7 protein-coding genes and 2 riboswitches are annotated in these 13,740 nt (G+C 42.5%); of the genes, 4 read left to right on the top strand and 3 right to left on the bottom strand.

Features of this window, described 5'->3' with window-relative positions; all coding sequences use genetic code 11:
* Nucleotides 1-274 precede the first annotated feature (274 nt).
* Both BIY37_RS08355 and lysS read right to left on the bottom strand, forming a co-directional pair.
* A complete protein-coding gene (locus BIY37_RS08355) occupies nucleotides 275-1,153 on the bottom strand; it encodes a polysaccharide deacetylase family protein (protein WP_070067387.1) in 879 nt (292 codons plus the stop codon).
* A gap of 314 nt (nucleotides 1,154-1,467) precedes the next feature.
* Entirely contained in the window at nucleotides 1,468-2,898 is a 1,431-nt protein-coding gene (lysS, locus tag BIY37_RS08350) for a lysine--tRNA ligase (RefSeq protein ID WP_070067386.1), read from the bottom strand.
* A gap of 233 nt (nucleotides 2,899-3,131) precedes the next feature.
* Nucleotides 3,132-3,274, top strand: a riboswitch (cyclic di-GMP riboswitch).
* 223 nt (nucleotides 3,275-3,497) lie between these two features.
* On the opposite strand from lysS, the gene BIY37_RS08345 reads away from it, so the two are divergent.
* The 4 genes from BIY37_RS08345 (at nucleotide 3,498) to BIY37_RS08330 (ending at nucleotide 13,313) form a co-directional block, all read left to right on the top strand.
* The gene (locus BIY37_RS08345) at nucleotides 3,498-4,070 is read left to right on the top strand and encodes an Lcl C-terminal domain-containing protein (RefSeq protein WP_070067385.1); all 573 of its coding nucleotides are present in this window, start codon (nucleotides 3,498-3,500) and stop codon (nucleotides 4,068-4,070) included.
* A gap of 1,358 nt (nucleotides 4,071-5,428) precedes the next feature.
* Nucleotides 5,429-5,539, top strand: a riboswitch (cyclic di-GMP riboswitch).
* A gap of 245 nt (nucleotides 5,540-5,784) precedes the next feature.
* Nucleotides 5,785-9,108, top strand: coding sequence for a hypothetical protein (locus tag BIY37_RS08340; RefSeq protein WP_070067384.1), 3,324 nt, complete (start codon nucleotides 5,785-5,787; stop codon nucleotides 9,106-9,108).
* 278 nt (nucleotides 9,109-9,386) lie between these two features.
* The gene (locus BIY37_RS08335) at nucleotides 9,387-10,580 is read left to right on the top strand and encodes a metallophosphoesterase family protein (RefSeq protein WP_070067383.1); all 1,194 of its coding nucleotides are present in this window, start codon (nucleotides 9,387-9,389) and stop codon (nucleotides 10,578-10,580) included.
* 117 nt (nucleotides 10,581-10,697) lie between these two features.
* Nucleotides 10,698-13,313, top strand: coding sequence for a caspase family protein (locus BIY37_RS08330; protein ID WP_070067382.1), 2,616 nt, complete (start codon nucleotides 10,698-10,700; stop codon nucleotides 13,311-13,313).
* A gap of 68 nt (nucleotides 13,314-13,381) precedes the next feature.
* Here BIY37_RS08330 and BIY37_RS08325 read toward each other — a convergent pair whose 3' ends face one another.
* A complete protein-coding gene (locus BIY37_RS08325) occupies nucleotides 13,382-13,627 on the bottom strand; it encodes a hypothetical protein (RefSeq protein ID WP_070067381.1) in 246 nt (81 codons plus the stop codon).
* Nucleotides 13,628-13,740 lie beyond the last annotated feature (113 nt).

Genomic DNA, 13,740 nt, shown 5'->3' with positions numbered 1-13,740 from the left:
AATAGGGCTGAATTTAGGATGATTGGCGAGGTTTTTTAAACCTCGCTTGTTTTAGGACTAGCGCTCTGTGCGGGCAGTAGGAATATTAACTATTCAAAATATTGAAAGCGGGTGATAAACCTGAACCCGCATGCGACCGGTAAAAAGACGGTAAGAATTACTTTTCCTTTATGATTAAGGAATTTTTAAATATCCGTTCCATAATCCGCCTGCAAGCTAAAGAAATCAGACTGTTTGGCAGTGAGTCTGAATCTTTCCGAAAGAATTTGCCATGTCATAATTGTAACCATTGATCCAAATAATTATCCTGTCGGATTATTTGCACCTCCTGCATCTGTTTGAGCTGGGAAAGTATATATTCCAAATTCTCCCAGTTTTTTTGTACCTGTTCCCTGTTAAATGGATTTCCCTGACAATCTACATACAAATGCCAGGGATGGATCGAAAAAACGAAGAGCCCGCCTTTTGCTATGCTTCTTGCCCACAAAACTGCATCAATATAATCGCCAGAAACCCTCCGGCCCTCAAAAATTGCCCATAGGTAAGAAGACATCCTTCTGCCCTTTGCATCATAAAAGGATGGTAATGCCAATTCCAGAAGATTCGAATCAAACATTTCAAGGGGAAACGGCCCCCCTTTCCATTCCTTCCCCATAGCTATTGTCTCTGAGGAGTCATATTGAAACCCTGTCTGTTCCAGGATTTTTACAATAGCACGATTGATTCTTGTATAGGGCGCACGAAACCCCTTTATATCTCTCTTAAAAATATCTTCCAGTATCCCCTTAGCCTCTGTTACTGCATTATCAATGGATTTTTCATCCATAGGCATACCCGAGACCTTTCCTAAAAAATCCTCGTGTTTCAAGGAATGGCAGGCCACTTCATGCCGTTCGGATAATCCGGGTAAATCCATCCTGTCTGCAATAAGCATTTGGGCCGTTCGTGCCTCATAAAATAAGGTGGCGTCTATATCATAGAAGTCCAGGCATTCCAGTATCCTTTGCAGTCCCTTCCTGCAGGCTTCGATGCTTACTTTGCCATGTTCTATAGGAAAAGAAAGGGTATCATGCCGACCTTCCACAGCGCTATTGGCATCCGGATCGATATCCAGAGAGATTGCTACATATAAAGGTTCATCAATCTTTGTCATGTAAACTTTTCTTGGCGTCCTTTGTGTCTGGTGAATTATAGTTAGCGATACGAATGTGAAGACAAATCCCCTTTAGAATAAGGGAGACAGAGGGGATTAGAAGAGCCATTTTTCTTGAAAAATCACAACCTCCTACTCCCCTTTCGATAGGAGTGAGTAACTTGATTGTATAGGAATTCTCATTGGTTTAAACGGGTTACAGGGTGGCATGGACAACCTTGTTTGTCCATGTTGTTTGAATATACGCATGGGTTTGGGATATATCACACGGTAACCGAAGGTATGATTTATTTCGTTCACTACAATTAGCAAAATCATTTCGGTTTTAGAAGCGGAAAGAGGATAACCTCCCGAATGGAAACGTTGTTGGTAAGGATCATGATCAGCCTGTCGATGCCAATCCCCAGCCCGCCGGCTGGCGGCATACCGTACTTCAAGGCAGTCAGGAAATCCTCGTCTATCTTCCCGGTAATATCTGCCTCGGTTCCTAATTGTTCACGGAACCGCTTATCCTGCTCCGGTGCGTCGTTAAGCTCGGAATACGAATTGGCCACTTCCATCGATGCCATGTACAGCTCAAACCGCTGGGCAAAACGTGGATCGTGCTCACAGGTCTTTGTTAAAGGGCAAATCGAGGTGGGGTAGTCTAACACAAAGGTAGGATTATTCAGCGTTGGCTCTACGGCATGCTCAAAGATAGTGTTGGCCATATTATCCCTGTCCACGCCCTGGGTCTCCAGTCCCAGTTCCTTCGATTTTCTTATCAACCCCGCCTCGTCTTCAAAACTCACACCGCTACATTCCTTCAGCAATTCACAGAAAGTTGCACGGCGCCAGGGCGGCGTCATATTAATCTTCCGTTCCCCAAAAGGAATCTCGAATCCACCATATAATTCCTTGACCAGTGATGTCACCAGACTCTCCGTAAGCTCCATCATGCCATGATAGTCACTGTAGGCCTGATAGAGTTCCATCATGGTAAATTCCGGGTTATGCCGTGTAGAGATGCCTTCATTTCTGAAATTACGGTTAATCTCATAAACCCGTTCCATGCCGCCCACAAGCAACCGTTTCAGATAGAGTTCCGGTGCAATCCTCAGATAGAGATCGATATCGAGGGCATTGTGATGCGTGATGAAAGGCCGTGCCACGGCTCCACCGGGAATGGACTGCATCATGGGGGTTTCCACTTCTACAAAACCCCGGTCATCCAGGAATTTCCGTATATGCTTCATAATCTTTATCCGTTTCAGGAAGGTATCCATGACCTCGGTATTGGTAAATAAATCGACGTACCGCTGCCGGTGCCTTAGCTCAACATCCTTCAGGCCATGCCACTTTTCGGGCGGAGTTAAAAGAGATTTTGTCAGGATGGTAAAATCATCCGCATAAATCGTAATCTCACCGGTTCGGGTTTTAAAGAGTACGCCTTCCACACCGACAATATCACCCAGATCCAGCAATTTAAACACCTCAAACTTTTCCGGGCCAACCTTATCCAGCTTTATATATGCTTGTATCCTTCCGGTCCAATCCTTTATATCTAAAAATGCCGTCTTTCCATGCGGACGCATGGTCGAGATGCGCCCGGCTGCCCTGACCTTTATATCATCCCGGTCTGCGATAAAGCTATCCAAAATCGACTGAATCGATTGGGTATTGTCATACCGCCTGCCATAGGGTTCAATCCCCTTTTCCCGCAGCTTTTGGAGTTTATCAAGGCGTTCCTGTTCGAAATGTTCCATAATATTTTTATGTCCCGGAAAACGTAAATACCGATATGATGTAAAATAAAATTTACAAAAGACTCTTATTTTATCAGTAACACGAAGACAGTCAAGGGAAATGGCATCATAAAACTTGTTAGTCTATGAAGGCGAGGCATGTGCATATTTTTTAATATTTTTCTTGACATGGGAAAAAAATAATATATCCTGCACACGCTAACACACTCAGTTATCAATTAAAAATAAAAACATAACGATAAAGGCAAACCCTGAGTGATCAGGGGACGCAAAGTAACAGGGTCTTTGTCCGTACACGGACGTGCGGGAACAAGGAAACATCGGGTTATAAGCGTATACGGAAATACGTATCACAAAAGACAGCCTTACTGCCGAAGATTTTTTCAGAAAATATCTTTGCAGTAAGGCTTTTTTTATTTACAAAAGGATGGATTGTAACACTTTAGTTTTTTTAAAAATTTCCGATAAAAACCGGATGTTAAATGCAGTAGGGGCAGGTTTCAAACCTGCCCCTACAAGACAACATTACTCATATAGAGGGTTTTTAAAAAAACTAAATCTTTATCTTTTTTAAATTTTTTTAGAAGGAGGGCAGAACGATGAAGCTGAAGAGTAAGAAATTATTATGGTTAATGTCTGTATGGATAGTTTCTGTAACGTATGGTGGGTTTGCCAGTGCGGACGATCTGGAGCCCTCCGCTCTTTCCGGGCAAACCATAAGGACAACGAAGGAACTTCGACCCGCATGGAGCACGAAGATAAAGAAGGCATCAAAGCGTTTTCAAATAGTATTGGATGGGGAAGGTGTGCTGGATAAAGAGACGGGGCTCGTATGGGAGAAGTCTCCGGATACAGAAGCCAGAGCGTGGGCTGATGCTGTGTCTTATGCCTATACCAAGAGTGTGGGAGGTCGTAAGGGGTGGCGGCTGCCTACGGTTGAGGAGTTGGCAAGTCTGGTAGATTCGGCGCAGAGCAATCCTGCTTTGCCCAGTGGCCATCCCTTTACCAATGTGCAGTTGAGCGGCTATTGGTCGTCTACTACTGATGTTAGTAGTATCGGCAGCGCGTGGTACGTGTATTTCGGCGATGGTTCCGTGAACGGCAACGGCGGTAAGGAATTCACTGGCTACGTATGGTGTGTACGAAGCGGACACGGCTATGATGCTCCGTGATTTGGTGATTTGAGTAATTTGATAATTTGAGGGTGCTGGGGGTTTACCCCTGCCCGCTATTTTTTGGAGAATCATATTTACCCTGGCACGGTACGAGCATCTTCCGATTTACAAGGAGGCATTAGACCTAACGGTCTATTTTGAAGAGATTGTCAGGAACTTTAGCCGTTATCATAAATACACCCTGGGGACTGAACTGAGGGAAAAGAGCCGTGAGATTATCAGGTGTATCATAAAGGCAAAATCCACGCGGGATCGGCTTGACCTGCGCCAGGCGGGTTCAAGTTTGCAACTTGAACCGAATAGTTTGATTTATCCGTTGGTATGAATTCCAACTATGGGGTTCAGGTTACAAACCTGAACCCGCATGGTAAAGAGCAGTGTTGTCCGGTTAGAAATTTGCGCGTCTTGTTTTATTGCTCTCGAGAGGTCATTCCCGCATGTTTTTAGCGGGAATCCAGGAAGTTCAGGGTTCACTGGCTACGCGACAAAAGCGTTCGGGTATGACAAAAACGTACCCGCAAAGTTCTAACCGGACAACGTTGACTTTTTATAAGAAAGGGGATTAGCGCTGGCAGGAAGGAAATTGGCGAAGCATAGTAGCCCTGTGTAAAATCTTTCTCTTTTCGCAGATATTTTACATCCCCCCTTCGCCCTTCCTGATCCGGGGATTGGGTTGCATCATGGTATTTTCGTACTGAGGGGGACGTCTGAGCAGTCTTGCCAATCAGACGCACTCTCCTTGGTTAACGGAACTCTTCAGCAGCCAGTATCCCATCTTAGCCCTTTATTGGCAGTTGCACCGATGAAATGGGTATGATGCCAAACTTGCATCGCCGGCCACGTTTCTTTCCTGGCGCTTACGGAATGTCTCTTGCTTTTTTGTTTCCGCACCGAATATTTACCCTTTTATCCGTCTCGCTGATAGCAAAGCCCTCATCTCTTGCCATAAGCTTATCTCGTTTTATCTGCCCCACACTCACCAGGAGTATGAAAATTCCCCATAATACGCCCGCTTTAATTTCCAGACTTCGCAGCTCTACAGGTCGTTCATCTCAACACACCATCGAAGAACATGAAAGAAAGTGGCACAGGGTCACAAACCTTTCTTGTTCATTTGTTAGCATCCTTCTCAGTTTTCAAGTTTACATAACCAGGAGTTTTTCCATTTCTTTACCGGTAAATTTCCGTTGGCTTAGAACCTGGTTGCAGTACACAGGATTAATTTTTTTTCTCATTTGAATATGATCAGGGTATCTTCCACCCTCAACAACTCTATTATTGTTTTTCCTTGACATGAAAAAATAAACTGGTACGTTATTTATGGTGTTCGCACGAACGGTATCATGAAAAAGGCATTACGATAAAGGCAAACCCTGAGCGATCAGGGGACGCAAAGTAAAGGGTCTTTTGTAGGGGCGTATGGCATACGCCTTCTATGATGTAGAAAAGACAGCCTTACTGCCGAAAATGTTTTCAAATAAACATTTTTGCAGTAAGGCTTTTTTATTTATTGTTTTGTAATGCCCTTATGAGAATGGTTCAGGAATTATTAAGGGCATCATAATAGTCCGTACCTTAGAGTAGTCATTTCCGCATGTTTTTAGCGGGAATCTAGCCGTGTTTGTTTTCCAGATGCCCGGTAAAATCATCGGGCGAGGCAAATTATTCCGGAAGTTTATAACTACTATTTCGAGACTGTTAATACGTTGCTATGGCTGATCAACAAGAAGATAAATTCTCGTATCCAATTCCTGCCCTTTTGCTCATCATCGCCATCGTTGCAGGCGGAATTTTTAAATTCTACGCCCCTTTGGATACCTTGCGTCCTCCCCTGGTTGAAAAAGATTTGGAACAACCGTTAGGTGAAGAAGATGTATTGGCACGAATGTGGCAGGATCCCTTTCAAGCGGTTGAAAATCATATCCGATACAGGAAGGCCCAGGATGAATCTTTTAAAATAATGGAAAAGGACAGAGATTCTAAAAATTTTAAACCGGAGTTAGACCCGAAAATTCACAGCGTATTAATCCTACCCGTTATGATAACAGCAGGATGCTTCAGCGAAAATATTGAGGAACGCCTGCGAAGCCGGTATGCCGTGCTTTCGGCGCTCCATGTTGCCGGTTACCAGCCAAAACATGCGGAACATATCGGATATTTTGAAAGGGCTATCCATGGCCAGCCTCGTACAATACCCTACGAATGGTTTACCTCGGATCCATTACCAGTAAATTCGTTGTCACGTGAAAGGCCGCACGATGCAGTGCTTGTTCTCTGGCTGGGTGACGAATATTTTGAAAAAGAACGATTTAAAGAATTAGAGGAATTGTTTGTAGACATACAGAAATGTTTCGATAGCAAATTTCAATTACTCATGAAAGTCCTTGGCCCAACCAATTCTACTGATCTTAAAGAAATTATTTCAGAAGCGTTTCCGGATACTGCCACTCTCTATAATTATTTAAAGAGAAAAAATGAATATCTTAGCGCCAAAGGTGATTTAGAAAGGGCGAACACAGAGTTTGAAGCCGCTAAGAATGCTTTAAAGGATGAAATACAGAAAACGGCGGACGGACTCGCAGGGAAATTTGAGATGTACTCACCCTGGGCAACGGCTGACCCGCTTTTAATGATGATAAAAATGCCGGTGCAATTGGATATGCTTGTCAACATGTATAAGGAAATAGAGACTTATGGTATTCCTAAAAAGGACAAAGATGACGATCTCCTTAAAGAAGATACTATTTTCAAGCTAATTTTGAAATATAAAGAGGTTAATTTACAAAGATCCATTCACACGGACCATGAATTGACGGATACATTAGTAGAAGAACTGAGCCGGCGTATCAAAAAGATTGGCGGAAAAGATTCCGGTGACATCGTCCTTGTTAGCGATTGGGATACTTTTTACGGACGCGCTTTACCGGTATCTTTCATCATATCATTGCTGAAAGATAAAGATCGGGAAGCTGGCGATAACTATAGCCAAAGTTCTAATTCGCGGAATACCCTTTCCTTACTTGAAAAGATACACGTTTTCAAGTACATGCGGGGCATTGATGGTGTGTTATCCAATGAGGATATTAGTTCCCGTGCATCGCCAGGGAAGTCTGCCGATGCCGGGGGAAAAAATGAGAATCGGCCTGGTTACAGTTATTTCATGCCAGCTTTTGAACAACCTTTTGGGCAGGATCAGTTTGATTATATACGCCGTCTGACCAATAGAATAATCCAGGAGTATACTAAACGTAAAGTGATTGCGATTTGTGTCCTTGGCAACGACATATACGACAAGTTGCTTATATTACGGGCGCTGCGCGAGCAGTTCCCAGGCGCTATCTTTTTCACTACCGACCTGGATGCCCGGCTCTTCCACTATACAGAACTTCCCTGGACGCGAAATCTTATTGTGGCATCCAGCTATGGGCTTCAATTGCACCACGATCTTCAGGGTGGAATCCCCCCCTTTCGCTCTGTCTACCAATCCTCTCTATTCGCTGCAGCGCTTCAGGCGCTTGGTATTATAAACAAACCTGATTTCAACAAAATTCTTCCCCGTATCTTTGAAATTGGAATTCGGTGTGCTTACGATTTGACTCCGGTTCCTGATAGCCGGTCAAATTCTTCCCGTGAAAAAGCCTTACATCCTGATCGCCGGGATGTCTGGAGCAGCAAGGTTTCTTTAAAAGGCTGGAGAGTTTGGGAGTGGATCTTGGATTGGGGGGATTGGTTGTTCTGCCTGTTTTTCCTGTTTTTTCTCCCTGTAAGCGTATTTGGCGGCTTATGTTATTACAACATACAAAGGACTAAAAATATCGGATTAAAGAAGACGCGGAGATGGAAGAAGAATTGGATAGGTTTTTTTGCTTTCTGTGTGACGTCTTTTGCAGCCCTAACAGTTTATGCATTCCTATCATCATGGAACGGCGATGGCGAACCGATAACATTTTTTGACGGCATTAGTATTTGGCCAACGGAATTGCTTCGCCTGTCTGGTGGACTCCTCGCCCTATATTTCCTGTTTTTCTCGATTCAAGCCCTTATTTTTAATCGAAAAAGGATCCGTCAGTTTTTTCCTCAACCAAACACAGACATAAATCCGCCAGATAAAAAACATCATTCGATCCTTACCGTATGGAAAAAATATCAAGACAGTAACAAACGAAAGAATAACTGGCTCTTTATCGGAATTGCAGCCGGAGGATATTTAGCTGCGGGTAGTGTATTTATTTGGAAATGTGGCAAACCACTTATCCCTTATCGTGGTGAACTCAGTTGGTGGGTGGACATATGCATTCTCTTTTTAAGTCTCCTGTTCATGCTAATCCTCATTGCGTTTGTAATTAATACCACATGGCTTTGCATAAGGTTTATCAGGGAATTCATAGATTCCGATTCAGAATATATAAGAAATACGCCAAAAATATTAAGCGCACACTGCTCGCTGAGAGACGACCCCTGCAGGAAAGATATTAATGAGTGTAAGCTGAAATATGCAGAATGTCTGACTACCTATGACAAACAAATTGCTAACGATACCCTGGCTTACTGGTTTATCATGAAAATTATCGGGGAAAAAACGAGAGTCATTGGAGAAATGATAAAGTACCCATTTCTGATTTTGTTTTTGCTCCTGGTCTCCCGTCACAAGTATTTTGATAATTGGACATGGACCGCTCCCCTGGCGATGGTCATTGGATTAACCACAATGATTGCTTTAGCCTGCACAATGATTCTCTTTTCTGAGGCAAAAAGGGTGCGGAAGCAAATGATCTCCGGTTTGCGTGAAGAATTGTTAAAATTGATAAATACCCATTTACCTGAAAACATAGATGCATTCAATGACAAAAAATCCAAACTTATTGAACAGAGATCCAGGTCGATCGAGTCTGTTATGAATGAAATCCGGAATATAAAAAATGGGGCATTCTCACCGGCCATTTCATTGCAAAATCCCATCGTAATGGCCATTTTAACGCCTTTGGGGGGTATGGGCACAATTTCGCTGTTCCAGCAATTGGCTCAGTTCTTTTAGGGAGTAATATTTTTTTCTGTCTTTATCGGAATACGATATTTAGCAACAATTTGGTTCTTTGAATATTCGTACCTTTCTATGCAATCGACATGAAATAACATACGTAGCGCAGATGGTTTATCATATTACTGAGCCCACGATGAAGCCCTCCGCAGAGGCTGATTGCAAGGAACGATGCTACCTTTTTCATAAGACCAAATCGTTACGATATCTGAAAGATTTCCATTATAACGCTTGTCTTCAGGGAAACAGTAAATTTTACGGGAGAGGAGGAGATTGTGTCCACAAAGGTGTTTATCAGTGATATCCATCTTTCTGATACCACTACGGGTGATCATAATATTACGCTGAATACCTTAAGAGGTTTTTGGAATGATATTGAAAGAGATGTTTTCGATGCCGGCGGGCATGAAAAGCTGGAACTTGTTGTGTTAGGAGATTTCATTGATATTATTCGCTCAACAAGATGGAAAGGGAAAATGCAGCCATGGGCAGACAAAAAGATTATTAAGGTTACCGTTGATGCCATCGTAAATGATATTCTTGAAAAAAACAAACCTGTTTTTGATGAGTTAAAGTATTATAAAAAGGAACTAGGTACTACTCTTACCTATGTAATGGGTAATCACGATCGGTTAATTAACAGTGAAGGATATGATGATATCAGGAAAAAGATACAGGTTGCACTAGGTCATGAACCCACGGGGGAAAAATTCCCATGGACATATCCCGCCGGAGATCTGCCTATCTATGCAGCGCATGGTAACGATTACGATGTATACAACATGACGATAAATATTGAAAATCCGGAAGGTGATGCCCTGAATCCTTTGGGCGATGCGATTGTGACTCTTTTAATTAATGTATATCCCCAAAAAGTGTATGATCTCCAAAATGATAAAAATATCTTTGAGAAGCTTCAGGAAATCGACAATCTGAGACCTTCATCAATTGCACCATTCTGGATCCACTACGTAAGCCAGGAAAGAAGAGATTTAAAGAATATTCTGCAAGAACAATGGGAGAGCCTCCTTGAGGTATTCTCTGGTAAACCATTTGTTAGCAAATGGGCTGAAAAACACTGGGATGATTACTTTAAACTCAAAAAGGGTCTAGATTGTCTTACGAGTACAAGCATGGCAAAATTATATGAAAAATTTTCCGGCTTTTTTAATCAGGAAGACCTCTATGCAAAACAGGCAATGGACAGAATCAGCCGTACGTGCGATTACGTTCTCTTTGGCCATACCCACGAAAGCTATGCCCAATTGTTGGACGTAAGGAATGGGAAAGAAAAATATTACATAAATACCGGCACTTGGAGAAAACGGATAGTTCCCAGCAAGTATAAAAAGGACGATATCGTATTTGGGAGTCAAAGATCTGTTGATTATGTACTTTTTACGATCGACGATGCGAGGCCGAACGAGATAAAGGAATTCCAACTGTGGAATGGCACAATAAACGCCTGAGTCTTTCCTGTTTGATTATAGTTAGAATCTCAATGCGTAAAGATGGATGGATAAACCTGGTTTGTCGATGCCAGATTGGAGTTTGAGAGATTCAAATACTTCTGAAAGGAGTGAAAAATGGCTAAGAAAGCGTTATTAGTCGGAATCAATAAGTACAAATACGTTAGACCCTTGAACGGATGTGTCAATGACGTACGGAATATGGCTGATATCCTGACAAGTTTTTATGGATTTTCAACAGACGAGATCCGCACCCTTGTTGATGAAGGCGCCACGCGAAATAACCTGATGAACTGTTTCGATTGGCTTTTAGACGGAGCTCAAGAGGGAGATTTAATGCTATTTCATTTTTCAGGACACGGTTCGCAGATACAAGACATTGATGGAGACGAAATGGACGACAACCTGGATGAAATTCTGTGTTTACATGATATGGATTTCAGGAATCCGGATTCCTACCTTCTTGATGATGATTTTAACAATGTTATCGATCGTTTACCCAAAGGCATTTTTTTAACGGTCTGTATTGATTCCTGTCACTCAGGAACAGCAACGAGAGATCTGGAATTGCTGACGTCCGGATTGCAATTACCACGGACGGAGATGAAAATACAATCTCGTTTTATTGAGCCGCCTGCAGATGTTGCTTTGAGAAGTTATGGTAAAAAAGTAGGTATACGGAGGCTCGCATCAAGAATAAAGGAGGATAAAAAGGGCGAAGGGTCTCAAGGTTCTGCAGCATCGAAACACATTCTTCTGGCTGGCTGCATGGACGATCAAACATCAGCAGATGCAAATATTAATAATAATTACGCAGGCGCCTTTACCTATTATCTCTGCAAGACAATACGTGACGCACGGGGAATTATAACGTACCAGGAACTCGTAACAAAGGTACAAAACAGTCTCTCCTTTAATTCATACAGCCAGATCCCGCAAATGGACGGGAATAAAAAATTGAAAAATATGAGATTCCTTTCGGCCCCTTCTGAACGTGAATCCACGTGTGAATATGGCCATCCATTGACATGCAAAGAAGGACATCCGCCGAAAGACTTCACCATCCCGGACTCTTCTGACCTTTCAGCATCAGATTTTAAACCACAGAGGAAAAAAGAGGCGTTAAGACAGATGCGCATCTCCTCGAAGAATACAAATTGTGCAATTTCAAACGATGTGATTCTCCTCAGATCGTCCGAATTTACCGGAACGGTAAGAGATCTGACCGACATAGCAAACCGGAAGTCAAAGGATGGAGTTCGTGATTCAATTGGCGATGCTTATCATCCGGCATGTCTCGATTTTCTGGAAAATGGAGAATACTTCAGAATTAAAAAAGCGCTGGAATTCTGTCCTGGTGAACAACGTACTGTCGGTATAGAAGAATCGGTAAAACCAATTCGACTTGCTGTGCGCGGCACATCAAAAAAACCCGGAGAACCGGAAGAAGATACCATCCTTCTCTCATTCGAAGACGGCGTCTGGACATGGCATTTTAAGGAAGACGACGGGAACCAGAGGGAGGTATTAGTTGATGAGACACGGCCAATAAGTTTTTTTACTATCCCTTTTAAGGTGCAGGATAGAACGACCCGCGGGATATGGAGTAAAATTGTCTATGTCGTTACATTTGCAACGGATTGGTTCCGGGAAGGCAGTTCTGAAGCTATCAGGAAGATGTTACAGTCCTTTGAAAAAGAGGCAATGAAAGAAGGTTTTAAGCTTATCAAACATCGGAAAGGGTTTGTTGAAGGTCTTTCAAAGACCGATCCGATAACCAATTGGGATGATATCAGGGCTTTAATAAAAGACAAAAAGAAGGCGCTCCTTTTTATTCATGGAACGGGGAGTTCTCTTGAGGGTGGATTTGAAAATGTACCGCCGGTAATTTTAGAGACATTCAAAGATGATTATCCTCTTATCCTGGGATATGACCATTTTACCTTGTCAAAAACCCCGTTAGAGAATGCCAGTGAGATGCTCATGAAATTGAAGGATTCTCATCTTTTAGATGAGGGTTTGAAATTTGATGTAGTAACTCATAGCCGGGGTGGCCTTGTATTGCGGTCTCTTGTTGAGCTTACGGATGATGGATGTCAATATGTGGATAAAGTAATAATGGTTGCATGTCCCGCAGATGGAACTAGTTTGGCAGATACCAGAAAATGGGAATCATTGGCCAAAATGCTCAATCTGTTAACCAATATCTTCTTTTTCGCCGGCGGGGCATCCATGAAAATTTTCTTTACCCTCGCCGGTGGGTTGGTAAAGTTTATTTCCAAAAAAATCAAGGATCAGTCAATCCCCGGCATCTGGGCAATGGATCCCAATTCTGAGTTTCTTGCCACGCTAAACACAAAAAGCGGCGGTATAAAAGGGAATGTAACGTATGACACAATTGGATCTGATTTCGAACCTTCAGGAATCTTCCGGGGTGGGGTCTGTGATGATATCATTGACGGCATTGCTGATATCTATTTCGGTGACGCAAATGATTTAGTGGTTGATACAGACAAAATGATTGTTGACTGGCCGAAAGGCATTCAGGGTAAAAAGACATTAAGCCACGCATATAAATCGTCAGAGCATGTCTACCATCTCAACTACTTTAAACAGGCCGAAACATACAGAAAATTTTCAGAGTTCTTTGGTATAAAAAGCAGAGTGCTGGGTGACGCTATAAATGAATGCATTTCTAATGGACTATTAGAAGATACTAAAAATGAGGCCTAGAAAGATGCAGAGGTCCGCGTACAGCGCAATACAGGAATATTCCGCACTACGAAAATATGAGAATTAACTTAACCTAACCGTTTAGCGCTATGAAAATCTATACATTTATTATGTAATTCAAGCAAATCACAATACGTGGCGTGGGTGATTTCTGTGATAAGTTTTACAGGTGACTCCTTCAGGGTTAGCTCACCAATTTTAGGTCTCGGATTGTGCCTCGTGTAGCGTTTCACAAAAATGTCTGCATATGTTATTGTCATTGCGAGCGACAGCGAAGCAGTCTTAAGTCTTTTGTAAACAACAGATTGCTTCATCGATCCACTCCTCACAATAACATTTGTTTGTGTATGGGTTTTATGAAACGTTATACTCGTTCTGATTAAAAGATAATATGCTTTCACCTCCCTGTCGTGAAAATTTGTTATCA

Origin of the sequence: Candidatus Brocadia sapporoensis, from assembly GCF_001753675.2 — a bacterium.
GTDB classification, from domain to species: Bacteria; Planctomycetota; Brocadiia; order Brocadiales; family Brocadiaceae; genus Brocadia; species Brocadia sapporoensis.
Note: the sequence above shows the minus strand (reverse complement) of the source record. Positions and strands in the feature narration are given on the sequence as shown.